Origin of the sequence: Rhizobium sp. SEMIA 4085, from assembly GCF_013004495.1 — a bacterium.
GTDB lineage: Bacteria > Pseudomonadota > Alphaproteobacteria > Rhizobiales > Rhizobiaceae > Rhizobium > Rhizobium gallicum.
The window spans coordinates 1-25,493 of the sequence record NZ_JABEPH010000010.1 but is presented as its reverse complement, the minus strand read 5'-3'; the positions used below and the strand labels follow the sequence as shown (position 1 = coordinate 25,493).

The following is a 25,493-nucleotide window of genomic DNA, read 5'->3' as shown; positions in this document are numbered from 1 at the left end:
AAGTTAAAATATCACTTTGCGCCGCCACACGGCACGACGACCAGCCCCGATCTGTCCGGCTGTTCCGGCTTGCAAGGACAGACCGGAGTGAGTGAGAGGTAGCATACCCGGTCTTCGGACGCTCCTCGCGAAGCTGCCCTGGTCACTGGGTCTGGTTTTCGCCCGCTCGAAAGAGATAGCCGAGATATTGGCCCTGCGATCGGTCGTCTTTCGATCCTAAATCATTTTCTACACTGTTCATGACCATAGCGTCCGTATCGAGCGGGTTTTGCATGGCGCCCGCGATATAGAAGCCATCCTTGGAGACGATCAGCGGCACGTTGCCTCTCGCGCCATGTAGTAGCTGGCTAATGGCTGATGTGGCAGCCAAGTTGAACTGTCCGCTTTAGCGGAAAGTAGAAATGTCACTTTGGGCGCGTCTCCAGCCAGTTAGAAACGCGACACTCGGCATCGCCGCTGGCACCGACGGTGAGCCCCCGTTCCGACCGGCTGGGCCGGGTTGTAAGGGAGGAGCGGGGGCGGGTGGTGACGCTCCCGTTCGGGGTTGTGTGCGTCAAGTTCTGCAAAATTGGGCGGTCATGAGTGCTGGTCATGCGGCTTGACGGAGTGCGAGTTTCTTGTGCTCTCGCAGATCGTCCATGTTGATGTAGCGATTGGCCTCCATCCAGTTTTCGTGGGTTTCGACGGCGAGCGCGCGGACGAGGCGTAGGCAGCTCTCGGTATTGGGAAAGATGCGCACGACGTAGGTTCTGCGGCGGATTTCCTCGTTGAGGCGTTCCAGCATGTTGGTGCTCTTGAGGTGCTTGTGATGCTGGCGCGGCAGACGAAAGAAGGTCAGCGTCTGCTCGATGGTTTCCTCGACCCAGGAGGTCAGGCGCGGATAGCGGACCGACCATTTTCCCAGCCAGGCGGCGAGATCGGCCTTCGCCTCGTCGAGATCGCGGCGATCATAAAGCCATCGAAGCTCCTGCAGGCAATCGTCGCCATGCTTGCGCGGCAGATGATCGAGGGCGTTCCTGAGGAAATGCACGTAACAGCGCTGCCAGGCAGCTTCCGGGATCACCTCGCCAATTGCCGCGACGAGACCGGCATGGTCGTCGGAGACCACCAGTTCGACGCCCTTCAAACCGCGCCCTTTCAGCCTGACGAGGAAGTCCTTCCAGGCGGAACGGCTTTCACGGCCGGCCATCTCGACCGACAGGATCTGCCGCCGCCCGTCCCAGTCGATGCCGACAGCGATCAACACCGCCTGGCTCATCACCACACCGGCCTCGCGCACCTTCTCATAACGGGCATCGAGGATCAGGTAGGCAAACGGCTCTTGAAGCGGGCGCTCGGCAAAGGCCTTCAGGCTCTCGTCCAGCCGCTTGTTGATCGCCGAGATCGACGACGCCGAGAAGGCATGGCCGCACAGCTCCTCGGTGATCGCCTTGACCTTCCGCGTCGACACTCCTTGCACATACATCTCCGCCAAGGTTGCCACCAGCGCCCGCTCGGAGCGCTGATAGCGTTCGAACAATTCGGTGGAGAAGTGCCCCGAGCGATCCTGCGGCACCCGCAGCTCGAGCTTGCCCACCCGCGTGATCAGCGTGCGGCCATAGTGGCCCGAGCGGTAGCCGAGCCGCTCCGGCGTGCGCTCGCCTTTCGCAGCTCCCAGCGCCTCGTCCATCTCCGCTTCCAATACCTCCTGCATCACGGTGCGGATCACCTCGCGCAGCCCATCGGGGTTCGAAAGCAAAATGTCTTTGACGGCGGCGCTCGCTGTCTTACCTTCAGTCTTGGTCATGGTGGCGTTTCCTTCCAGGGAATCAGGTGACGTTGAACATCACCAGCCTGCCATGACCGCCTCTCTCAGTGAATTTGCAGAACCTTCAGCACACTACCTGGAAATCGTTTGATGGGGAGCTGCCCTAATGAGTACGATGCGGGCCCGCGCGCATCGGAACAACGCGAGCCCTTCCGCACCGCGCGACAGGGTGACAGGGAGCTAACCTCCATCCTGCCACGCGCCAATGACAGACCTTCAAAAGAGAGCAAACTAGCTAAAACGGCTAAGTCCGATCTCCGCGTCCCTTTCAGGAGAGGTTCCAGGTGCTTCAGACGCCGAATACCTCTCACTCAGGGCATCGATAACCTCCATGGCAGTCGCTTCATCAAGGCGTTTAAGCGGCAGAGTTTCAGCAATGACTGCGACCTTGTGCGTTTGCGTATGGACAATCGACCAGCTGCCATCCCCGTCGCGTCTGGCGTAATACTGCAGGCGTATTGGCATTTTTCAGGTCTACCTCTGTTCCTCGGCAATACTCGCGAGTAGCTGTTCCAAGCTTTCGGACCCTATTTCCTGATGCCAGGTTAATGCGTATTTGATGGCTCAGTTTCGAAAATCGATCCTGAACGTCGGATGAAGAGCAAAGCGGTACCGTTCAGGCGGGACGACTGGGCTCGTCTGAGGGAAGGGTTCGAGACGAGCCCGTCGCATCATGTGCCGTAGCTGATCCAACTACGGCGCTTGGCTCGCGCGACTCGGTGGGCGAACGAGGGGCGGACGCCATCCCGTAAGGTGATTAACGAGCCCTCGTCGCGCGACGTTAGGTCAACGATCAGTGCGTCAAAGCGTTCCAGTGCGGTGTCGTACCGAGCCGGTTATACCCGAGGAGGAATGCCGTCGACCCCAGGGTGTTACGTCATGGCAACAGCTAAGATGAAGCGGCTTTGAACCAGCCTTACCGGGGTTCGAGTAGTCTCAGAAATTCCGGAACCTGGTGTCAAAATTCCGGAAATTCGCGTCCGGCTACATCGGATCATTCGATCGACCGGTGCGGCGGTCGGAAAGGCGTTTTAGCAGGTCATTGCCAGACAAGGTCCTCACTGTTCGCCAATGAGACCTTTGATTTCCGCCAACTTCTTCATGCAGCCCTGCTCATCACCGGCCTGGGCCATTTTGCGGGCATCCGCCATGATCTGGCTTGGCTTGCCGGCACTTTCACCAGTCCGTTTCCCGGTTACCTGCTCCTGATGGGGCGAAATCGCTTTCGTCTGGGTACCGGTTGAGCCTGTTGTTTCAGTTCCAACGCCCTGCTTCTGTTTGCCGGCCGTAACGTCTTCCTGGTGCTTCGTAACGGGCACACCGGACTTGTTGGCGCTTGCACCCGTTTCCGCGGAAACTACAGCTTGCTCGAGTTTTGCGAGTTCTTGACTGCAGTCCGCGAATGCCGGGACAGTCAGCAGAAGGGGGACGGCGGTAGCGGCTATGAGACGTATCAACATTTTGCTCCTCGCTCGCTGTCTAGGGATGCAACGCATCCGATACACGTGTGGAGCAAACGAAGCTCTAGGCGAAGAGTTCCGTGTGCAGATCGCTGAGTTTCTTTTAAATTCAGCTCGCGCTTAATTTCGAATAACTACGCGTCCGATGACACCCAAATACATCTTGTCGATCGAGGTCCTGTCGACCCGGTCACTTTCGGGGTGGCGGCGGATGTCGGTAGAGCATAGACGGTCAATCCTGTGAAACGGTCAACAGGTATGGCTTGTTGATTGCTCATGGACGGGCTGGTCTATGAGCCTTCGCGCTGGCTGATGGAGTTGGGCGAGCTTGCGGATATAAGTTCGCTCGACGGAGTTAGTTTGAAGAGGCCTTAAAGTGGTTTTCAAAAAATTCCGGAAACCCGTGTCAAAATTCCGGAAATTCGCGGCGGGCTACAATCGACCTGGAGCAGAGGACTTTGCAAACCATCGACAACCCGTTCGGCACGAGGTTGTCACCCATGTGTTAGGTACGTTTTGTTACCGATGTCTCCGGTATGGACAAAGAGTTGACTGGTAGCGGAGGAGGGATTTGAACCCCCGACACAAGGATTATGATTCCTCTGCTCTGACCTACTGAGCTACTCCGCCACTGGTCAACGATGCCGTTCGCGAAGCGGCGGCTCGTGGGATGAGCGGCTTATAAGGTGCGGTCCGGCTTGGTGTCAAGCAGGTGACATCAAGAAAACGGCGAGCCTTGTTGCACGCCGTTTCGCGTCCGGTTCAGGCGGCGACGGGTCCGGAAAGCAGGGCGTTCAGCGAGGCTTCGGCCGCCGGCTCGCGCTCTGAACGCTCGACAAAGCCGCCGCCGAAGACGCGGGCGTCATCGCCCGGCGCCGAATAAAGCGCGCAGGCCTGACCAGGTGCTACGCCGGCTTCGCCGACGGTCAGGTCGACATAGATGCCGTGCGCATCGGCACGGAGAGCGGCCGGTGCCGGCGCCCGGGTAGAGCGAACCTTCGCGTAGCAGGCAAAACCTTCCTCCGACGCAGCTTCGGAAAGCGGTTCGTCGCCGAGCCAGTTGACGTCGCGAAGATAGACGCGGTGTGTCTCCAGCGCTTCCTTGGGACCGACAATAACACGGCGGGAGCGCGCATCGAGAAAGACAACATAGAGCGGCTCGCCGGTGGCAACGCCGATTCCGCGGCGCTGGCCGATCGTATAATGAAGGATTCCGTCATGGCTGCCGAGGACGCGGCCGTCGAGATGCACGATCTCGCCCGCCAGCGCCGAGTTCGGCTTCAGCTTGGTGATGATATCGGAATATTTGCCCTGCGGCACGAAACAGATGTCCTGGCTGTCGGCCTTCTTGGCAACGACGAGCCCCATCTCCTCGGCAAGCCTGCGCGTCTCGGCCTTCGGCAACCCGCCGAGCGGGAAGCGTAAATAGTCGATCTGTTCCTGCGTGGTCGCAAACAGGAAATAGCTCTGGTCACGATCGGCATCGGCCGGGCGGTAAAGCGCGCGGCGGCTGGGGTTGCCAGATGCCGGATTCGGGCGCGAACGGATGTAATGGCCGGTCGCCAACGCATCGGCGCCGAGTTCCTTGGCGGTTGCCAGAAGATCGGCGAACTTGACGGTCTGATTGCAGGACACGCAAGGGATCGGCGTTTCGCCGGCGACATAGCTTTCCATGAAGGGATTGATGACGGTGTCGCGGAAGCGCTTCTCGTAATCGAGCACGTAATGCGGAATGCCGAGCGTTTCGCAGACACGCCGCGCATCGTCGATGTCCTGCCCGGCACAGCACGAGCCGGCCCGGTGAACGGCCGCGCCATGGTCGTAAAGCTGCAGCGTGATACCGAGCACATCGTAGCCCTGGCGCTTCAAGATGCCGGCAACGACGGAACTGTCGACGCCGCCCGACATCGCGACGACAACGCGCGTATCTTCCGGCTTCTTGTCAAAATCCAGTGTGTTCACGGGTGCTGCCAGTTCAGTGCTTGTTTCGCCCCGCCGTTTGCCCTGCAAATGCGGCGGAATTCACGCCTTCCGGCATGCTCGTTCGCCGGGCTTTCGTGGCCGTGGATATAGAAAGGATTGCGGCTTCGCGCACGAGGCGGGGATTTGCAGCCCGCCGCGCTATTCTGCTGCCGCCCTGCGCCCCCTCGCCGCCCGGCTCTCCAGCATCGCTCTGAGCTGCGGCAAGGCCTGCGGATATTCGCGTTGGATGAAATCGATCAGCTTTTCGCGGATTTCGCAGCGCAGATCGAAGGTTCGCGCGGAATTCGAGGCTGAGGCGAGGATGCGGATTTCCATGACGCTCTCCCTGAAATCGGTGACGGCGACGTTGACCACCCTCCGATCCCAGAGCTTGGAGCCAGCCAGTATCTCCTCGGCCTTGGCGCGGATCGCGGAAACCGGCACGCTGTAGTCAAGATAGATCATGACCGTACCGATCAACGATGCGCTCTCGCGCGTCCAGTTCTGGAACGGGTTCTCGATAAAATAGCTGAGCGGCAGGACGAGGCGGCGCCAGTCCCATATCTTCACGACGACGTAAGTCGAGGTGATCTCCTCGACATTGCCCCATTCGCCCTCGACCAGAAGCGCATCGTCGATGCGGATCGGCTGCGTGATTGCAAGCTGAATGCCGGCGAAGAGATTTTTCAGGACCGGCTGCAAAGCCAGACCGACGACGATGCCGGCAACGCCGGCTGATGCGAGAAGGCTCACGCCATATTGCTTGACTGCGTCGAACGTCATCATGCAGGCGGAAATCGTCACGACGACGATGATCATGTCTGCGATCCGCTCGATGATCCGCGACTGCGTGACATGCTTGCGCGCGAGCAGATTGTCCTCGGCGTCCAGCTTGAAGCGCCGCAGATAGACCGTCATCCAGATATGCTTGGCAGTCTTCGCCATCCAAGCAACGAGGATGATGAAGGCGATCAGCAACACGTGGCGCAACGTCGAGGCCTGATATTCCGTGAGCGGTGAAATCGTGGCGGCAAAGCCCAGCGCGGCAGCCAGGATTGCTAGCCGCGCCATGCCCTCGAGCCGGGAGACGAGCGACCGCCAGAAGAGATCGTGTGAGGCGACGAGGCGTGTCAGAAGCCGGAAAGCCACGCGATGGAAGAAAAGCGAGAACGCCACTAGGATAGCGAAGGTGCAAATGCTTGCCACCCAATCAGGCAGCCAGATGCCTTGGCCGCGAATATCGTTCACAAGGTCGGACATGAAACGGCACTTAGGGTGCATTGCAATATGGAAAAGGGCAAAAATTCATGCGACCGCTTGCAGCGCAGCAAGGCCGCGGAGCCTTTCGATGCGAGATCTAAGCCGTTGACGGCGATGCGCAACTTTTAAGGGCGTGCCGTGTGTCAAATTCTTCGGCTTGCGCTCGTGGCATGTCTTGCCAAGCAGATGGCTCTGGATTTTCCCGAAACCTCCTACTTGAGCCTCTTGAGCTACTCTTTTGTTTCGACGACACCTTCGGCAGGCCTCGCGCAATGAAGCCCGGACCGATGCCGACTGCGCGGATGATGGCGAGATGCCGGCATCGCTCTCGATACCGGCCAGAAGCTGCGATCGAGTTTGCCTTGTCGAAGGCTGGTCACAGAAGAAAAATACATAAAATCAGCATCATAGATCGCCTGACTTTGGGCCAGAAGAATGTTGATCAGGCGATTGGAAACCGTTTGATGCCGCAGGAACAATCCCTGCGGCAATTTGTTTCTAGTGAGACGGCACGGAGCCAACGAAGGCGTCGAACCGCCCTTACGAACAACACACAAATAACCGACACATTTCGAAAAGGAGGCTCTTGTGACTCTCCTGGAACTTAAACCGAACCAGGCGGACGGCATCGCGCACGCAATTCGCCATGCATGCGAACCGCTGCCTCATCCCGCTCATATGATCGAATTCGGCGCGTTCTTTGATCCATATATCGATAGCTCGAAGGTCGTCCTCCTCGGCGAGGCGTCGCACGGCACCTCCGAGTTCTACCAGGCGCGCGCGGCAATCACCCGAAACCTTATCGAAAATCACGGTTTCAACATTATCGCCGTCGAAGCCGATTGGCCCGACGCCGAAAGGATCGACCGGCATGTGCGCCACCGCAACGTGCGAACTTACGACGCAGAGTCGTTTATACGTTTTCCCGATTGGATGTGGCGGAACGCCGAGTTCGAGCAGTTCGTCTCATGGCTGCGCAGCTACAATGAGAGCCTCGCGCCGGACCGGCGCGTCGAATTCCGCGGCTTGGATATCTACTCACTGAATAGCTCGCTCAAAGCCGTGCTCAATTACCTCCAGCGTATCGATCCCGAGGAGGCGATAGCAGCCCGCCGCCGCTATGCCTGCCTGACGCCATGGCAGGAGCGGCCCGCGGGCTATGCCCATGCCATCCTTTCCGGCGTTCAGGAGGAATGCGAACCGGCCGTCGTCGCACAGTTGCAGGAACTGCTCGCCCGCGAGCTCGATTACGCCGCCGCTGACGGCGAGGACTTTCTCGATGCAGCTCAAAATGCGCGTATCGTCGCACCCGCCGAACACTATTATCGGGCGATGTACCGGAGCGGCAACGATTCCTGGAACCTGCGCGACAAGCATATGTTCGAAACGCTCCAGAAGCTCATGGAGTATCGGCCAGATGCAAAGGCTGTCGTATGGGCCCACAATTCGCACATCGGCAATGCGGCTGCCACCGCCATGGGCTGGGACGGCCAGTTCAACATCGGCGAGCTTGCCCGGATCGCCTATGGCGAGGAGGTCCTCCTCGTGGGCTTCGGGACGGACCGCGGTACTGTGGCGGCCGCCGACGACTGGGATCAGCCGGTAAAAATTAAGACCATCAATCCTTCGCGTCCGGACTCCTACGAGCGTGTTTTCCGGCAGACCGCGATACCAAGATCGCTGACCGACCTGCGTGGAACCCGCGATCGGGCAGTGCGCGAGATACTGTCGGAACGACGACTTGAACGCGCCATCGGCGTTGTCTACCGGCCCGACAGCGAATTCTACAGCCACTATTTCGAAGCGGTGCTTCCGGAACAGTTCGACTGCTACCTTTGGTTCGAAGAAACGAAAGCCGTGAATCCGCTTGCCGCCGTGCGCCCGCAAGGCGTGCCCGAAACCTATCCGTTCGGATTGTGATGATGCAGAGCGCTCTCCGCTTTTATGATCGTGCCGACGCGGGCAGAAGGCTTGCCGAGGCCATTGGCGCACGAAACGATGCCCCGGTCGTGCTCGGTCTGCCGCGCGGCGGCGTGCCTGTGGCATTCGAACTGGCGCGCTGCCTGCACGCGCCGCTCGATATCCTCCTCGTCCGCAAGATCGGGGCGCCTGGCTATCCGGAATATGCCATCGGCGCTGTCGTCGACGGCAAAAATCCACAACGCGTGATGAACGAAGACGTCCTTGCCTACTGCGGCGCGTCCCTCGATTATTTCGAGAAAGAGGCAGCCCGCCAACTCGAAGAGATAGAAAGGCGCCGCAAGGTTTATCTCGGTGATCGCCCACCGACTGATCTTGCGAACCGGAGCGTCATTCTCGTCGACGACGGCATTGCCACCGGCGCATCGGTAAAGGCTGGATTGAAGGCGCTCCGGCAGGCGGGTGCGGCCCATATCACACTTGCGGTCCCGGTTGCGCCGCGGATGGTAATCGAGGAACTGAGGGCGCAAGTCGACGAAGTCTTCTGTCTATCCGCGCCCGAAGACCTCCAGGCGGTCAGCCTTCACTATGACGATTTCAATCAGACCAGCGATGGTGAGGTCACCGAGTTGCTTGCAAGGACTGCCTACGGCGACCTCCCGAAGGACTGAGGGCGGATAAGGCTCCAGCACCACTTCTCCACGTTCTTGCCATTCCAGTAGTGACGGCGATCGTATGGACCTTGATCATTGCGCCATGAGAAATGATCTGCCCCGTTTAAATTCAGTGGTGCGGATGCATGCACTGGCCGTGATCGGCAAGGACTTCGATGACCCGGCACTGATCCACACGGCCGTGGCCGCAGCCTTCGACCATGATCTCCAGCTCGGCTTTCAATGCCATGAGGCTGCGAATACGCTGTTCGACCTCGATGAGCCGCGCTTTGGCGATCGCATCGGCGGAAGCGCAGGATTGATCGGGATCATCCTGCAGCGCCAGCAAGGTTCGGATGGAACCGACCTCGAAGCCGAGTTCGCGGGCATGGCGGATGAAGGCAAGGCGGCGGATGTCGGCAGGTTCATAGGAGCGCTGGTTGCCCTCGCTGCGGCTGGGTGCCGCCAGCAGCCCGATGCTCTCATAGTAGCGGATCGTCGGAACCTTCACCCCGCTCTGGCGGGCTGCATCGCCGATCGTGATCTTTTTCATGATTTTCCTCTTGCACCTCTAGTCGCTAGAGCATGTAGGAAAAATGCTGCTGAAGAACAAGGAAATCCGAAATGGCTGAAGCGGCTCGGGCGAAATACAAAGTTGGCGGCATGGACTGCGCATCCTGCGCGGCGAAGATAGACACCGCAGTCCGCCGCATTGCCGGCGTCGAGGACGTTTCCGTTTCCATGGCCGCCGGCACGATGACCATCAGCCATGACGGTACCAGTGATCTGAAAGCGATCGAGAAGAAGGTGACCGGTCTCGGCTATTCTGTCCTGGCGATGCCGTCGAAGGCGCCGGATTACGATCACGCTGCGCAAGGCCATAAGCATGGTCATACCGATCGTGATCACCATGGGCATACTCATTCTGAAAAGGACATCACGGGGCTGCATGGCTACGAGCATGGGCAGATGGGCGGCCTCTGGTGGCAAAGCAGGAAAGGGCGGCTGACGATCGCAGCCGGTGCGGCTCTTGCCGCGGCCTATGTTGCCGGGCATCTCATGCCGGCGATCGCCTCCTACGCCTTTGTTGCCGCCGTACTGATCGGTCTTGTACCGATCGCCCGCCGCGCGATCACGGCGGCACTTTCCGGAACCCCGTTTTCGATCGAGATGCTGATGACGATCGCGGCCATCGGCGCCGTTATCATCGACGCCGGAGAGGAGGCCGCAGCCGTCGTCTTCCTCTTTCTGGTCGGCGAGTTGCTGGAAGGAGTTGCCGCCGGACGTGCTCGGGCGAGCATTCAATCACTGACGGCGCTCGTGCCGAAGAACGCCTTGCTGGAGGAAAACGGCCAAACGCGCGAAGTGCCGGCGGAAACGCTCGCTGTTGGCTCCACCATCCTCGTCCGCCCGGGCGACCGGATTTCCGCTGACGGCGTCATCGTCTCGGGCGAAAGCGCGATCGACGAGGCGCCTGTGACGGGGGAAAGCGTACCGGTGCGCAAAGGTACCGATGACACGGTCTTTGCCGGAACGGTGAACGGTGATGGCGCGCTCCGTATCAAGGTAACTGCTGCAAGTGCCGACAACACGATCGCCCGCGTCATCAAACTCGTCGAGGAAGCGCAAGAATCGAAGGCGCCCACCGAGCGTTTCATCGACCGCTTCTCGCGCTATTATACGCCAGGCGTCGTCGCCGCCGCGGCATTGGTCGCGATCATCCCGCCGCTCCTTTTTGATGGCACCTGGGACGAATGGATCTACAAGGGGCTTGCAATCCTGCTGATCGGCTGCCCCTGCGCTCTGGTGATCTCGACGCCCGCTGCAATCGCCGCTTCGCTGTCGGCAGGCGCGCGGCGCGGATTGCTGATGAAGGGTGGTGCCGTGCTAGAAACGCTCGGCAAGGTCACCGCGGTCGCGCTCGATAAAACCGGTACGCTTACCGAAGGTAAGCCGCGGGTGACCGACATCGTGCCTTTCGAATTGACGGGGGCTCAAGTGCTTTCGCGCACGGCCGTCCTGGAAAGAAACTCCAGCCACCCTCTCGCACTGGCGATCCTCGATCGCGCAAAGAGCGACAAGGTGCCCGTACCGCCGGCCTTTGAGGTGGAAGCCATTCCCGGCAAGGGCATGACCGGCCGCGTCGGCGGTGAAAGACTAGATCTTCTCTCTCCGTCTGCCGCCCGCGAGACGGGCGCCCTGACGGCCGAACAGGACAAGCGCATCGCTGCATTGAACGAACAGGGCAAAAGCGTATCGGTTCTCCTCGTCGACGGCAAAGCCGCCGGTTTCATCGCCATGCGCGACGAGCCGCGCGGGGACGCAAAAGCCGGCCTCAAGATGCTGTCCGATGCCGGTGTCCGGATCATCATGCTGACCGGCGACAACGAGCGCACAGCAAAGGCGATCGGTGAACAGCTTGGTATCGATATACGAGCCGAACTCATGCCCGGAGACAAGCAGCGTATTGTCGGCGAACTCAAGCGCGAAGGCTTCATTGTCGCCAAAGTCGGCGACGGCATCAACGACGCCCCTGCCCTGGCGGCCGCAGATGTCGGCATCGCCATGGGAGGCGGCACGGACGTAGCGCTGGAGACCGCGGATGCGGCGGTCTTGCATGGCCGCGTCGGCGACGTGGCCGCGATGATCGAGCTTTCCAAGCGGACGATGCGTAACATCTTCGAAAATATCGCCATCGCGCTTGGCCTGAAGGCGGTCTTCCTCGTCACGACCGTCATCGGCCTCACCGGCCTCTGGCCCGCAATTCTCGCCGACACGGGCGCAACAGTGCTGGTGACACTCAATGCGCTGCGGCTGCTACGTCCGGTGCGCTAGCGAGCCAACCATAGCTTGTGATGAATTTTCCATGACACGGGAACCATGTTGCCGTCCGCGCATTCCCGCATTCGGGCTGTATTCGACGAATGCGGCGCCCGGGCAAATCTCGATGGGGAGGATATCATGGATCGCAGAAATCTTACGGCATTGCTGGGCATACTCGCCGTCGCCGGCTATCAGAACCGCGACAAAATCGCCGCAGCACTCCGCGAACTCACGCAGGGTGGCGCACAGCCGCAAACTGCCGGCACGGAGCCCGGCGCGGTGCCCTCGCAACCTTCTGGAGGAAGCTTGGGCGGACTTCTCGGCGGCCTTGCAGGCGGTGGCCTTAGCGACCTCGTCAAGGGCGGCTCCGCCGGCGGTGTCCTGAGTGGCGGCCTTGGCGGCCTACTCGATCAGTTCACCAAGAACGGCTATGGCGATACGGCGGATTCATGGGTATCGCCCGGCGCGAACAAGCCGATCGACGACCGGCAGCTCTCTCAAGCGCTCGGCCCGGACGTTCTCGAAGAACTTTCTGCAAAGACGGGCTTGAGTGAGGATGAAATCCTGAAACGCCTTTCAAAGGATCTACCGAAGGCCGTCGATGACCTGACACCACAAGGTCAGATTCCGAACAGCGCCAACTTTTCGATCTGATTGAAAGGTTTGCCCGGCGCAGTCCCCCGCGCCGGGCATTCGCATTCTTCCTTGGGAGGAAATCTTAATCGACCGCGAAGACCAAGGGCTTGGCCTGGCGGATAGCCCGGTGCGCCGTCAGCTTCGCGAGAACGTCGTCGCCGATCGGACCATCGACATAAAGGAGCGCGATCGCATCACCACCCTGCTTGTCGCGGCCGAGCTGGAAGTTGGCGATGTTCACACCGGCTTCCCCGAGCGTCGTGCCTATGAAGCCGATCATGCCAGGAACGTCGGTGTTGGCAATATAGACCATGTGGCTGCCGACATCGGCATCGAGGTTGATGCCCTTGATCTGGATGAAGCGCGGCTTGCCGTCGGAGAAGACGGTACCGGCGATCGAGCGCGTCATGCTTTCGGTCGTCACCGTGAGCTTGATGTAGCCGTCGAAGACGCCGGTCTTGTCGCGCTTGACCTCGGAGAGCACGATGCCCTTTTCCTTGATCATGATCGGGGCCGAAACCATGTTGACGTCGGCAACTTGCGTGCGGATCAGACCGGCAAGCAGCGCGCTCGTCAGCGCCCGCGTATTCATGTTGGCCGTGGCGCCGTCGTAGAGGATCTCGATTTCCTTGATCGGCTCCTCTGTGACCTGGCCGACGAAGGCGCCGAGAACGTCGGCGAGCCTGATGAACGGCTTCAGGATTGGCGCTTCTTCAGCCGTGATCGACGGCATGTTGATAGCGTTGGAAACGGCACCCTTGACCAGGTAATCCGCCATCTGCTCGGCAACCTGCAGGGCGACGTTTTCCTGCGCTTCCGTGGTCGACGCACCGAGATGCGGCGTGCAGACGACGTTGGGCAGACCGAAGAGCGGGCTTTCTTTGGCGGGCTCGACCTCGAAGACATCGAAGGCAGCACCGGCGACATGGCCGGACTTGATCGCGTCTGCAAGCGCAGCCTCATCGACGAGACCACCGCGGGCACAGTTGATGATGCGCACACCCGGCTTCGTCTTCGCCAGTGCTTCCCTGTTGAGGATGCCGCGCGTCTTGTCCGTCATCGGCACATGCAGCGTGATGAAGTCAGCCTTGGCAAGCAGTTCGTCGAGTTCGACCTTGACAACGCCCATTTCCTCGGCGCGCTCCTTGGACAGGAACGGATCGTAGGCGAGAACGTGCATCTTGAGGCCAATGGCGCGAGCACAGACGATCGAGCCAATGTTGCCGGCACCGATGACGCCAAGCGTCTTGCCGGTGATTTCGACACCCATGAACTTCGACTTCTCCCACTTGCCGGCCTGCGTCGAGGCATCAGCCTGCGGCAGTTGGCGGGCAACGGCGAACATCAGCGCGATTGCGTGTTCTGCGGTCGTGATGGAGTTGCCGAAGGGCGTGTTCATGACGATGATGCCGCGGCGCGAGGCAGCCGGGATATCGACATTGTCGACACCGATGCCGGCGCGCCCAATGACCTTGAGGTTGGTCGCGGCTGCAATCAGCTTTTCCGTCGCCTTTGTGGCGGAGCGGATGGCAAGACCGTCATAGTTGCCGATGATTTCGGCGAGCTTGTCCTTGTCCTTGCCGAGTTGCGGCTGGAAATCGACTTCGACGCCGCGGTCGCGGAAGATCTGGACGGCGGTTTCCGACAATTCGTCGGATACGAGAACGCGAGGTGCCATTGGGGGCTTCCTTCAAAAGTGTTCAGCGATGATAAATGAATGCGAGGCCCCGCTCAGTGAGCGGAGCCGGATGCGATCACGTCAGGCAGCAGCCTGGGAAAGCGTCGCCTTCTGCGTCTCGAAGGCCCAGGAGAGCCAGGGCATCAGCTTCTGCATGTCGGCGGTTTCGATCGTGGCGCCTGCCCAGATACGGAGGCCCGACGGCGCGTCGCGATAATGGCCGATGTCGTAGGCGACACCCTCCTTTTCGAGCAGCGAGACGATGCCCTTGGCAAAATTCGCCTGGCCGTCGGCGTCGAGTGCCGCAACATCCTTGTCGACGATCTTCAGGCAGACCGACGTGTTCGACGCAGTCTCCGGCTTCACCGCCAGGTTGGCGATCCAGTCGTTGGCCACAACGAAATCGGCGATGACCTTGGCATTCGCATCGGCACGCGCCATCAGCGCCCTGAGGCCGCCGAGCTGCTTTGCCCAGACAAGCGCATCGAGATAGTCCTCGACGCAGAGCATCGAAGGCGTGTTGATCGTCTCGCCCTGAAAAATGCCTTCGGAGAGCTTGCCGCCGGAAGTCATGCGGAAGATCTTCGGCAGCGGCCAGGCCGGCGTATAGGTCAGCAGGCGCTCAACCGCGCGCGGCGAAAGGATAATGACACCATGGGCGCCCTCGCCGCCGAGAACCTTCTGCCAGGAAAAGGTGACGACATCGAGCTTGGCGAAATCGAGTTTCTGCGCAAAAGCGGCAGACGTCGCGTCGCAGATCGTCAACCCCTTACGGTCGGCCGGGATGAAATCACCGTTCGGAACGCGAACGCCCGACGTGGTACCGTTCCAGGTGAAGACCACGTCGCGGTCGAAATCGACGGAGGCAAGGTCTGGCAGCTCGCCGTAACCGGCTTCGAGCTTGCGGACGTCCTTGAGCTTCAGTTGCTTGACGACATCGGTGACCCAGCCGGCGCCGAAGCTTTCCCAGGCGAGCATGTCGACGCCGCGCTCACCGAGCAGCGACCAGAGCGCCATTTCAACGGCGCCGGTATCGGAAGCCGGAACGATGCCGATGCGGTAATCCGCCGGCACTTCCAGGACTTCGCGGGTAAGATCGATGGCTTGCTTCAGCTTTGCCTTGCCGACTTTCGCGCGGTGCGAACGGCCGAGAGCCGCGTCAGACAGGGCATCGAGCGTCCAACCGGGGCGCTTCGAGCAGGGGCCAGAAGAGAAATGAGTATTTTGCGGACGTACGTCCGGCTTTGCGGTCTTCGCCATGTGCTATCCTTCCAGATAGATAGCTCCTCGTTGGGGAGGAGTGTCCCGCCGCCGTGGATATAGATGACGCGCATTATAGTCAACGTGGAAGTGTCGCATCCGGAGGATTTTTTGACGCAGGCGCGATCAAGCCCGCATCGTCCATGCGGGGCCGACAGGGAGAGAACGACCCGAAGAAGGCTGTCCTATGCTATGTGCGACAAGATATGGGCAGTCCCAGCCTTCGACCTGAACACCTGCTAAGCGCACTCGATGCGCAGACAATGGCGCACCTCGAAGTCGAGTTACGAACGTACTCGATCTCGACCCATGACGAAAAAGCCGCCCCGACGGGCGGCTTTCGATCAGTCGCTGAGACTCCGGATCACTTGTAGACCGACGGCTGCAGCGGAATTTCCGGCGGCGGCTCATAGCTTGCCTGCTGGCAACCACCGAAGAGGTAACGGGCACCGACGCGAGCTTCATGAACATTGAAGCCCTTGTCCCGGCCAGGACCACCATTGCTCGCGTAACCGAACATGCTGCCGCCATCGACATGAAGGAAGCGATAGCCGACATCCGCCTTGACGTTACAAGTGACGTCGATCGAGGCGCCGGCCATGAGCGCGTAGCTGAAGCGCCAGTTGCCGCGGCCGCCATGGATCACTTCGTCATCGCAGCCGCCGCCATCATCCTGGCAGGAGACGTTACGAAGGTTTTTCCATTTGACATAGGTACCGCCGATACCGCCGCCGACATAAGGCGTGAAGATGCCGTAAGTGCCGAGGTCGACATAGGCATTCGCCATCAGTGTCCAGGCCGTGAGCGAGGAGACGTCGCGAGACGTACAGGCCTCGAGCGGGGCGCCGCACAGGCCGGTCGTTGAGCCGCGGAAATCAGCCTTGGTCAGGTAGTCGAGCGTGAGGTCCGTGCGGAAGTAATTGTTGATCTGGTAACCAACGCCGCCGCCGACCGTCCAGGAGTCGCGCAGCTCGGCGCTGTCGAAATCGACCTCATTGGCGTTGCTTCCCTGGAAGTAGCGGGCCCCGCGCATGTCGGTGAAGCCGTAGCCGACATCGCCGCGCAGATACCAGCCGGTCGATTCAGTGACCGTGACTTCCGGCGGCATTTCCGGCACGGGCTCGATAGGAGCGAGATCGGCGGCGAAAGCATTTGATGTGACAAGCAATGCGGCAAAGATACCGGCCAAGCTTCTTTTCATGATCCACTCCAAAATCCAGTTGCATCGGCAGAGCGGACCCCCTGCCAATCTGATAGGCTTTGCATGGATAATGAATTGGAAATGTTAAAAGCTGCTTAACTGTAAAAATTAACTACGTTTTTTGCCAAGCAACATGGCTACCAACCCGTTGAATTGAACGGAAACATGTCGAAGCCAAACAATTCTTCGATCTTCTAAGGTTCGACAAGTGATCGCATCAGAGGCCCACACTGGAGAAGGTCAGCCGCGTGAAGATCGTATAGTTCGATTCCGAGACCATCATGGCGACGAAAACAAGCACCAGAACCGGCGGCACCAGGATTGCATAGACAAGTGCCAGCCGCTCCCAGGCCATGTGCATGAAGACGGCGACGATCAGTCCTGCCTTCAGCACCATGAAGAACAGGATCAGGAACCACCGCGCATAGCCCTGGATGGCGAAATAGTCGACCAGGTACGAGAAGGTGCTGAGGACGAAGAGCAACCCCCAGACCAGGAGATAGAGCTTGACGGGGTGTTGTTGTCCGGAATGCGTTTGCGCATGTGCCATGGCAGTTCTCACCACAAATAGAAGAATGCGAAGATGAATACCCAGACGAGATCGACGAAGTGCCAGTAGAGACCCATGATCTCAACGATCTCGTAATCACCCTTGCGGCTGGTAAAAAAGCCCCGCCGCTCCGTGTCGAAATCACCGCGCCAGACCTTGCGGGCGACGATCAGAAGGAAGATTACGCCGAAAGTGACATGGGTGCCGTGGAATCCCGTGATCATGAAGAACGACGAACCGAATTGCGCCGCACCCCAGGGATTTTCCCAGGGCCGCACGCCTTCCGAGATCAGTTTCGTCCATTCGAACGCCTGCATGCCGACGAATGTCGCGCCGAGAACCGCTGTCAACAGCATCAGGGCAGCCGTCCGGCCGCGTTCGCGGCGATATCCAAAATTGACAGCCATCGCCATCGTGCCGGAACTGCTGATGAGGACGAAGGTCATGATGGCGATCAGGATCAGCGGCAATTCCTGCCCACCGATATGAAGTGCGAAGACCTCGCTGGGATTCGGCCAATCGACAGGCGTAGACATGCGCGCAGTCATATAGGCAAGCAGAAAGCAGCCGAAGACGAAGGTGTCGCTGAGGAGGAAGATCCACATCATGGCCTTCCCCCACGAGACGTTCTTGAACGCCCGCTGGTCGGAAGAGAGATCGGCCGCGATCCCACGCAGGCCTTCGGGCCGCTGGAGTGTTCCGCCGGTTTGCGCTTGCGTATATTCAGCCATCCTTCATCCCTCACGAAATCAGCTGGCGGCAGAGATCGACGAAATCATTCGCCCAGCCGGCAAAGAGTGCGAAGAGAACCACCCAGACGAAAAGCATGAAATGCCAGTAGACGGCGCAGAGCTCGAGGCTGAGGTACAGCCTGCGGGCAGGGAAACGACTGTCGAAGGCCCTGCCCGTCGTGCGGCCGAGCACCGCCAGACCGCCCAGAATGTGCAGGCCGTGCAGGCCGGTCAGCATGTAGAAGAAGCTGTTGGCAGGATTGTCGGCAAGCACGTAACCGGCCGCCGCAAGCTCCCGCCACGCCATCACCTGTCCGGCGAGAAAGAGGAATACCGTCGCCAACCCCAAAAGAAGCGCAACCCGCATGATGTCGCTACGACCGCGGCGTGCCTCGCCTTTTGCCCATGCGAGCGCGACGCTGCTGAGCGCAAGCGCGGCGGTGTTGACCCAGAGCAGCCCGGGAATTGGCGTCGCCCACCAGTCGGCTGCCGCCATGCGCATGGAGTAGGCGCTAATCAGAAGCGCAAAGAGCGCGCCAACTACGGCGAGGAAAATGCCGAGCCCGACCCTGGCGGGCGCGATCGGCAATCGCTTTTGGCCGGCCGACTCGGTCACCAGTCCCACTTCCAGCCACGGCTTGGATGTCAGCCGGTGCTGGGTCATCCACCAAAGGACGATGACGGCGATGACCGCCAGGAAGATCATCATGACGCTCATGCAGCTGCTCCCGCCGTCGTCCGGGCGGTGCCCGGATCATTCTGCGCAAGGAAGTCCTGGCTATTGCCTGGCACGCTGTAATCATACGCCCAACGGTAGACCACCGGCAGTTCCTTGCCCCAGTTGCCATGCACCGGCGGGGTCTGCGGCGTCTGCCATTCCAGCGTTGTCGCACGCCACGGATTGCCGCCGGCTTCCCGGCCCCTGAAAAGGCTCCAGACCAGGTTGAACAGGAAGACGATCTGCGCTGCCCCGACAATCAGCGCAGCAGCGGTGATGAAAACGTTCAGCGTATCGGCGGACGGCGGAACGAAAGCCGTCTCGCCCATCTCATAATAGCGGCGAGGCACGCCCACCAGGCCGAGATAGTGCATGGGAAAGAAGATCGCATAGGTGCCGATGAACGTGGTCCAGAAATGGATGTGCCCCAGCGTCTCGTCCAGCATGCGCCCGGTCACCTTCGGATACCAATGATAGATCGCACCGAAAATGACCAGGATCGGTGCCACGCCCATCACCATGTGAAAATGCGCCACCACAAACATCGTATCGGACAGCGGCACGTCGACGACCACATTGCCGAGGAACAGCCCCGTCAGGCCGCCATTGACGAAAGTCAGAATGAAGGCGAGCGCAAAAAGCATCGGCAGCGTCAGGTGGATATCGCCGCGCCAGAGCGTCAGCACCCAGTTATAGACCTTGATCGCTGTCGGCACCGCAATGATGAGCGTCGTGACGGCAAAGAAGAAGCCGAAATTCGGGTTCATGCCGCTGACATACATGTGATGCGCCCAGACGATGAAGCTGAGCGCCCCGATGATCAGGATCGCCCAGACCATCATGCGATAGCCGAAGATATTCTTTCGCGCATGCGTGCTAATGAGATCGGAGACGATCCCGAAGGCGGGGAGCGCCACGATATAGACCTCGGGATGGCCGAAGAACCAGAAGAGATGCTGGAAAAGGATGGGACTGCCGCCACCCTGCTGCAGCTGCGTGCCCATCTCCACGATGGCAGGCATGAAGAAGCTCGTCCCGAGCAGCCGGTCGAACAGCATCATCACGGCGGCAACGAAAAGTGCGGGAAAGGCAAGCAGCGCCATGACCGTCGCGGTGAAAATTCCCCAGACCGTCAGCGGCATGCGCATCAGCGTCATGCCGCGCGCGCGTCCCTGCAGCACGGTCACGACATAATTCAGGCCGCCCATCGTGAAGCCGATGATGAACAGGATCAGCGACGACAGCATGAGAATGATGCCCCAGTCCTGTCCGCCCGGCGTGCCCGAAAGAATGGCTTGCGGCGGATAGAGCGTCCAGCCGGCCCCGGTTGGTCCGCCGGGCGCGAAAAATCCGGCGACGAGCACCAGCACGGCGAGCAGATAGATCCAGTAACTCAGCATGTTGGCATAGGGAAACACCATGTCCCTGGCGCCGAGCATCGGGGGAATGAGGTAGTTGCCGAAACCGCCGAGAAACAGTGCGGTGAGAAGATAGATCACCATGATCATGCCATGCATGGTGATGAACTGGTAATAGTGCTCCGCGTCGATGAAAGCGAAGTAACCGGGAAAGGCAAGCTGCAGGCGCATCAACCAGGACAGGACGAGCGCCACGAAACCGATCGCCATCGCCGTCACCGAGTATTGGACGGCAATGATCTTGGCATCCTGGCTGAAGACATATTTCGTCCACCAGCTCTTCGGATGGTAAAGTTCCACATCTTCGACTTCTGCAGGCGGGATGACCTCCCCGGCGCCCGATCGGATATCGACCATGATATGTCCGTCCTCCCTGTTCCTCCGATAGTTACTGCGCCTGTTCTGCCGGCTGCGCTTGCCCCGATGCCAGCATCTGCGTGAATGTCGTCTGCTCCGCCAGCCACGCCTGGTAGGCGACCTCCTCATCGATCATGACCGTTCCGCGCATTTGCGAATGCCCGACGCCGCACAGCTCGGCGCAAAGGATTTCGAACGTTCCCGTGCGCGTCGGCGTAAACCAGAAATAGGTCACCATGCCGGGGATCATATCCATCTTTGCCCGGAACTCCGGCACGTAGAAATCATGAAGGACGTCGATCGAACGAAGCAGGACCTTGACCGGCTTGCCGATCGGCAGGTGCAACTCACCTCCCTCGACGATGACGTCGTCGAGCCCTGCGGTGTCGTTCTTGTTCAGGCCAAGGGGATTTTCCGGACTGACCTCACGGGTATCGGATTTCCCCAGCCGTCCGTCTGCGCCCGGCATCCGGAAACTCCACTGCCACTGTTGAGCGACGACCTCGATCTGGTGCGCATCGGCGGGCACGGTGATGAACTGGTTCCACACGACGAGCCCGGGCGCAAGCATCGCGGCAACCCCGACGGAGGTTACCACCGCAAGCCATATCTCCAGCCGCCTGTTTTCCGGCTCATAGGCAGCCTGGTTTCCGGGTTTGTGCCGGAACCGGAACACGCAATAGGCCATGAAGGAACCCACCGCCACGAACACCAGACCGGTGATCGCAAAGGTGATCAGCAGGGTGTTGTCGATGTAGCTCCAGTTGGAGGCGATCGGCGTCCACCACCACGGGCTCAGCAAATGGAACACGACGGATCCCACGACCAGCAGAACCAGAACCAGCACGATAGCCATTGCCTGCTCCTTGAACTGTGACTTGCCACAGGGCGAAATCCGCAATCCGTCGGTGTATTTTTAGCATTATCTCACGAACAAGTCGTGTGGACAATGACGACAGCGAAAGCGGCGTTGCGGCGACCGTAAGGCATTCGCATCACATCTATTGGGAAAACTGCTTGAGGTAAGCGATGAGGTTGTTGATCTCGCTGTCATCCTTCAGCCCGGCAAACACCATCTTCGTTCCCTTTATCTTTCCCTTGGGATCGTGGAGATAGTCGCGCAGTGTTGCCTCATCCCAAACAAGCCCGCCCTCGCCTGCTTTCTTCATTGCCGGGGAATAGCTGAAATTCGGATGCGTCGCCGCCTTCCTGCCAAGAATCCGGTTCAGCGACGGACCGACCTTGTTCTTGTCCGTATCGGCCACATGACATATGGCGCATTTTTTGAAAACAGTAGCGCCCGCCGCGGCATCGCCCTCTTGGGCATTCACGCCAAAAGCAGGAAGCATGGCAACACATAAGCCGGCTAAGAGAATGCGATACCGCATGACAACCCAATCCTCCCAGGTTGCCTGAAACGACGGCCGGCGCCATGTTTCTATCGCAATATGGCTTGCCGTGTTGTCGCCGCTGCAGGCGGGTGACACTTGTGCGATCAGGAAAAAGCTATGCCTCCTCGCCGATAAGTCAATTCATCCAATAAGATTGTGCTGAAACGAATGACGCAGGCAAAAAAGCCGGCGCATTGGCGCCGGCTGTGATCGATCATCCAAGGCAGAACTAAGCGGCGGTACGGACGCCCGAGATCATGCCGATCAGCTCGTTGACAATGCGCTCGATCTGCGCCCGGTCGTCGCCTTCCGCCATGACGCGGATTAGCGGTTCGGTGCCGGAGGGGCGGATAACGAGGCGGCCGTTCTTGGAAAGCTCGGCTTCCGCATCGGCGATTGCCTGCTGCACCTGCAGGTCTTCCAGCGGCTTGCCGCTGGAAATGCGGACATTGCGCAGAAGCTGCGGCACCGGCTCGAAGCGGCGGCAGACTTCGCTGACGGTCTTGCCAGTGCGCTTGACGGCAGCAAGAATCTGCAGCGCGGCAACAAGGCCATCGCCGGTCGTGCCGTAGTCCGAGAGCACGATATGCCCGGACTGTTCGCCGCCGACGTTGAAATTGTGCTGGCGCATGTGCTCGACGACATAGCGGTCGCCAACCTTGGTGCGGGCAAGACCCATCCCCTTGCCTTCGAGAAAGCGTTCCAGGCCGAGGTTCGACATCACGGTCGCAACGATGCCGTTGCCGCGAAGCTGCTGGTTCTCCGCCCACGTTTCGGCGATCACCGCCATCAGCTGGTCGCCGTCGACCATCGTGCCGTTTTCATCCACGATGATGACCCGATCGGCGTCGCCATCGAGCGCGATACCGATATCGGCCCGCACTTCGTCGACCTTCTTCTGCAAGGCAACGGGGCTCGTGGAACCGCAGTTGAGATTGATGGTGGTCCCGGTCGGCTCGTTGCCGATCGTTACGACATCGGCGCCGAGTTCCCAAAGCACGGCCGGTGCCACTTTATAGGCGGCACCATTGGCGCAGTCGATCGCAATCCTCAGGCCCTGCAGCGTGACATCGCGCGGCAGCGTGCGCTTCGCATGCTCGATGTAGCGGTCATGCACGCCATCGATGCGCTTGGCACGGCCGATGTCGTCGGACTTGGCAAGTTGCGTGTGGAGATCCTTCTCCATCAAGTCTTCGATCTGTATTTCGATATCGTCGGAAAGCTTGTAGCCGTCGGGGCCAAAGAGCTTGATGCCATTGTCCTCGTATGGATTGTGCGAGGCGGAAATCATGACGCCGATATCGGCACGCAGCGAACGTGTCAGCATGGCGACTGCGGGCGTCGGAATCGGGCCAAGAACGAATGCATCGACACCAGCGGCCGTGAAGCCCGCCACCATGGCATTTTCCAGCATATAGCCGGAGAGACGCGTGTCTTTGCCGATGACCACGCGATGGCGGTGATTGCCGCGGCGGAAGATCGTACCGACTGCAATGCCGACCCGCATCGCCAGATCCGGCGTCATCGGGAAGATATTCGACTGCCCGCGAATGCCGTCTGTGCCGAAGTAACGTCTTTTCATATGGTCCCCTATGCTTTCAGCGCGCCAAGAAGGCAGCGCGTTGCGCCAAGCAATTCAAGCCGCAGAGACGATTCGCCCCAATACAAAGCCTCATTGCGGCCTCTTCATGATAGCGGCATGCCACAAATCCTATGCGCCATCACGTAAATTACCAAGAAAATTGATTATATCCCGTTACCGACGGAAAAAGGCCGGATCTTCTGCTGGAAAATCCGGCCTTGTTCGTTCGAGTTGCTTTCCGTCAATGCGGCTGAGGCTCGAGCCCTGCTTCCGGCTCGTCGCCCTTGGAAGCCGGGCGTGCGCCGGCTTTCGGCACGGCCGAGCCGCGGCTCGGCGGCGAATCGTCGCCAAGGTCGCGAGCGGGCTTTTCACCGCGCAGCAGCGCCTTGATTTCCTCGCCGGTCAGCGTTTCGTACTCAAGCAAGCCTTCGGCAAGCGCGACGAAATCGTCGTGCTTTTCGGTGAGGATATCACGCGCCTGCGTGTATGCCTCGTCAATAAGCCGACGCACTTCGTTGTCGATCTTTTGAGCCGTGGCCTCGGAAACGTTCTTCGATTGCGATACGGAATGGCCGAGGAAGACCTCCTGCTGGTTTTCGCCATAGGCAACCTGACCGAGCTGGTCGGAAAAGCCCCACTGCGTGACCATCGCGCGGGCAAGCTTGGTGGCCTGCTCGATATCCGAGGACGCACCGGAGGTGATGTTCTCCTTGCCGAAGGTTAGTTCTTCCGCAACGCGGCCGCCCATCATGATGCAGAGGCGCGAGACCATCCACTTATAGCTCATCGAGTAGCGGTCGCCTTCGGGCAACTGCATGACCATGCCGAGAGAACGGCCGCGCGGAATGATCGTTGCCTTGTGCAGCGGATCGGCGACGGCGACGTTGAGCGCCGTGATCGCATGGCCAGCTTCGTGATAGGCCGTGAGCTTCTTTTCCGCTTCGGTCATCGCCGAAGAGCGGCGCTCGGCGCCCATCATGATCTTGTCCTTGGCGTCTTCGAATTCCTGCATGGTGACGACGCGCTTGTTGCGGCGTGCGGCCATCAGGGCGGCTTCGTTGACGAGGTTCATCAGGTCAGCACCGGAGAAGCCGGGCGTACCGCGGGCGAGAACCTTGAGGTCGACATTCGGCGCCAGCGGAACGTTGCGGGCATGTACCTTGAGGATGCGCTCGCGGCCGACGATATCCGGATTCGGAACGACAACCTGACGATCGAAACGGCCCGGACGTAGCAGTGCGGGGTCGAGAACGTCAGGGCGGTTGGTCGCGGCGATCAGGATGATGCCTTCATTGGCCTCAAAGCCGTCCATCTCGACCAGCAACTGGTTGAGCGTCTGTTCGCGCTCGTCGTTGCCGCCGCCAAGACCGGCGCCGCGATGGCGGCCGACGGCGTCGATTTCGTCGATGAAGATGATGCAGGGCGCATTCTTCTTCGCCTGCTCGAACATGTCGCGGACGCGACTTGCGCCGACGCCGACGAACATTTCGACGAAATCGGAACCCGAGATGGTGAAGAACGGGACGTTGGCTTCGCCGGCAACGGAGCGGGCGAGCAGCGTCTTACCGGTACCCGGAGGGCCGACAAGCAGCACGCCGCGCGGGATCTTGCCGCCGAGGCGCTGGAACTTCTGCGGATCGCGCAGGAATTCGACGATTTCTTCCAAGTCCTGCTTGGCTTCGTCGACGCCTGCGACGTCATCGAAGGTGACGCGGCCATGCGCCTCCGTGAGCAGCTTGGCCTTCGACTTGCCGAAGCCCATCGCGCCACGCGAGCCGCCTTGCATCTGCCGCATGAAGAACAGCCAGACGCCGAGAATGAGCAGCATCGGCAGCAGCGTGCCGAGATAGCTCAGGAAGCCTGACGAACCGTCGGTTTCAGGCCGGGCCGAAACCAGGACGTTCTTCGACTGCAGGCGCTCGAGCAGGTTGTCATCTATGACAGGAGAATAGGTCTGGAAGGTGGTGCCGTTTTCAACATAGCTTCCCGACACACGGTTGCCCGTGACGACGACTTCCTTGACGCGGCCCGCATCGACCTCACGCAGGAACTGCGAATAGGGTATGTCGCGCGAGCCGGTCTGCGC

The 25,493-nt window shown here is 60.0% G+C and carries 22 protein-coding genes and 1 tRNA gene; 4 read left to right on the top strand and 19 right to left on the bottom strand.

The genetic code is table 11. The features are described from left to right. Positions 1 to 142: 142 nt before the first annotated feature. The 7 genes from C9413_RS02365 to C9413_RS02335 form a co-directional block, all read right to left on the bottom strand. Positions 143 to 370, bottom strand: a complete 228-nt coding sequence (locus tag C9413_RS02365; RefSeq protein WP_170250158.1) for a hypothetical protein — start codon at positions 368 to 370, stop codon at positions 143 to 145. 219 nt (positions 371 to 589) lie between these two features. Beyond that, entirely contained in the window at positions 590 to 1,786 is a 1,197-nt protein-coding gene (locus tag C9413_RS02360) for an IS256-like element ISRm5 family transposase (RefSeq protein WP_039845999.1), read from the bottom strand. A gap of 1,079 nt (positions 1,787 to 2,865) precedes the next feature. Then, on the bottom strand, positions 2,866 to 3,267 hold the full coding sequence (locus tag C9413_RS02355; protein WP_039846001.1) for a hypothetical protein: 402 nt from the start codon (positions 3,265 to 3,267) through the stop codon (positions 2,866 to 2,868). Positions 3,268 to 3,820: 553 nt separating this feature from the next. Continuing rightward, positions 3,821 to 3,897: transfer RNA gene (locus tag C9413_RS02350), tRNA-Met, on the bottom strand. 132 nt (positions 3,898 to 4,029) lie between these two features. Continuing rightward, complete coding sequence (mnmA, locus tag C9413_RS02345; RefSeq protein WP_039846002.1) at positions 4,030 to 5,229, bottom strand: tRNA 2-thiouridine(34) synthase MnmA; 1,200 nt, start codon at positions 5,227 to 5,229, stop codon at positions 4,030 to 4,032. Between the two features lie 159 nt (positions 5,230 to 5,388). Further along, positions 5,389 to 6,489: a mechanosensitive ion channel family protein gene (locus C9413_RS02340; RefSeq protein WP_170250157.1), complete on the bottom strand. Its 1,101-nt coding sequence runs from the start codon at positions 6,487 to 6,489 to the stop codon at positions 5,389 to 5,391. Between the two features lie 230 nt (positions 6,490 to 6,719). After that, positions 6,720 to 6,980, bottom strand: coding sequence for a hypothetical protein (locus C9413_RS02335; RefSeq protein WP_170250156.1), 261 nt, complete (start codon positions 6,978 to 6,980; stop codon positions 6,720 to 6,722). Between the two features lie 97 nt (positions 6,981 to 7,077). On the opposite strand from C9413_RS02335, the gene C9413_RS02330 reads away from it, so the two are divergent. Then, positions 7,078 to 8,409 carry an erythromycin esterase family protein gene (locus tag C9413_RS02330; protein ID WP_348648762.1) on the top strand — a complete coding sequence of 444 codons (1,332 nt, stop codon included), beginning with the start codon at positions 7,078 to 7,080 and terminating at the stop codon, positions 8,407 to 8,409. 2 nt (positions 8,410 to 8,411) lie between these two features. Next, complete coding sequence (locus C9413_RS02325; RefSeq protein WP_318299807.1) at positions 8,412 to 9,080, top strand: phosphoribosyltransferase; 669 nt, start codon at positions 8,412 to 8,414, stop codon at positions 9,078 to 9,080. 112 nt (positions 9,081 to 9,192) lie between these two features. Here the strand turns inward: C9413_RS02325 and C9413_RS02320 are convergent, their stop codons facing one another. After that, positions 9,193 to 9,615 carry a helix-turn-helix domain-containing protein gene (locus C9413_RS02320; RefSeq protein WP_039846005.1) on the bottom strand — a complete coding sequence of 141 codons (423 nt, stop codon included), beginning with the start codon at positions 9,613 to 9,615 and terminating at the stop codon, positions 9,193 to 9,195. Between the two features lie 71 nt (positions 9,616 to 9,686). Here C9413_RS02320 and C9413_RS02315 point away from each other — a divergent pair, with 71 nt between their 5' ends. Then, positions 9,687 to 11,897: a heavy metal translocating P-type ATPase gene (locus C9413_RS02315; protein ID WP_039846006.1), complete on the top strand. Its 2,211-nt coding sequence runs from the start codon at positions 9,687 to 9,689 to the stop codon at positions 11,895 to 11,897. Between the two features lie 126 nt (positions 11,898 to 12,023). After that, the gene (locus C9413_RS02310) at positions 12,024 to 12,539 is read left to right on the top strand and encodes a YidB family protein (RefSeq protein WP_039846975.1); all 516 of its coding nucleotides are present in this window, start codon (positions 12,024 to 12,026) and stop codon (positions 12,537 to 12,539) included. 64 nt (positions 12,540 to 12,603) lie between these two features. On the opposite strand, the gene serA is transcribed toward C9413_RS02310, so the two are convergent. From serA to ftsH, 11 genes are all read right to left on the bottom strand, one after another. Then, positions 12,604 to 14,199 carry a phosphoglycerate dehydrogenase gene (serA, locus tag C9413_RS02305; RefSeq protein ID WP_039846007.1) on the bottom strand — a complete coding sequence of 532 codons (1,596 nt, stop codon included), beginning with the start codon at positions 14,197 to 14,199 and terminating at the stop codon, positions 12,604 to 12,606. Between the two features lie 81 nt (positions 14,200 to 14,280). Next, a complete protein-coding gene (locus C9413_RS02300) occupies positions 14,281 to 15,459 on the bottom strand; it encodes a phosphoserine transaminase (RefSeq protein WP_039846008.1) in 1,179 nt (392 codons plus the stop codon). 364 nt (positions 15,460 to 15,823) lie between these two features. Next, positions 15,824 to 16,660, bottom strand: coding sequence for an outer membrane protein (locus C9413_RS02295; protein WP_039846009.1), 837 nt, complete (start codon positions 16,658 to 16,660; stop codon positions 15,824 to 15,826). A 217-nt stretch (positions 16,661 to 16,877) separates the two neighbouring features. Continuing rightward, positions 16,878 to 17,210 carry a cytochrome C oxidase subunit IV family protein gene (locus C9413_RS02290; RefSeq protein ID WP_039846010.1) on the bottom strand — a complete coding sequence of 111 codons (333 nt, stop codon included), beginning with the start codon at positions 17,208 to 17,210 and terminating at the stop codon, positions 16,878 to 16,880. A gap of 8 nt (positions 17,211 to 17,218) precedes the next feature. Beyond that, positions 17,219 to 17,941, bottom strand: coding sequence for a heme-copper oxidase subunit III family protein (locus C9413_RS02285; protein WP_039846011.1), 723 nt, complete (start codon positions 17,939 to 17,941; stop codon positions 17,219 to 17,221). A 10-nt stretch (positions 17,942 to 17,951) separates the two neighbouring features. Continuing rightward, entirely contained in the window at positions 17,952 to 18,659 is a 708-nt protein-coding gene (locus C9413_RS02280) for a cytochrome c oxidase subunit 3 (RefSeq protein WP_170250155.1), read from the bottom strand. Continuing rightward, positions 18,656 to 20,434 carry a cytochrome c oxidase subunit I gene (locus C9413_RS02275; RefSeq protein WP_170250154.1) on the bottom strand — a complete coding sequence of 593 codons (1,779 nt, stop codon included), beginning with the start codon at positions 20,432 to 20,434 and terminating at the stop codon, positions 18,656 to 18,658. Before C9413_RS02275 ends, C9413_RS02280 begins: the two co-directional genes overlap by 4 nt. Before the next feature lie 31 nt (positions 20,435 to 20,465). Further along, on the bottom strand, positions 20,466 to 21,290 hold the full coding sequence (locus C9413_RS02270) for a cytochrome c oxidase subunit II (RefSeq protein ID WP_039846014.1): 825 nt from the start codon (positions 21,288 to 21,290) through the stop codon (positions 20,466 to 20,468). Between the two features lie 145 nt (positions 21,291 to 21,435). After that, positions 21,436 to 21,822, bottom strand: a complete 387-nt coding sequence (locus C9413_RS02265; RefSeq protein WP_039846015.1) for a cytochrome c family protein — start codon at positions 21,820 to 21,822, stop codon at positions 21,436 to 21,438. 232 nt (positions 21,823 to 22,054) lie between these two features. After that, the gene (glmM, locus tag C9413_RS02260) at positions 22,055 to 23,407 is read right to left on the bottom strand and encodes a phosphoglucosamine mutase (RefSeq protein ID WP_170250153.1); all 1,353 of its coding nucleotides are present in this window, start codon (positions 23,405 to 23,407) and stop codon (positions 22,055 to 22,057) included. A gap of 241 nt (positions 23,408 to 23,648) precedes the next feature. Continuing rightward, the coding region (gene ftsH, locus C9413_RS02255; protein WP_170250152.1) for an ATP-dependent zinc metalloprotease FtsH at positions 23,649 to 25,493 on the bottom strand (1,845 nt) is incomplete at its 5' end.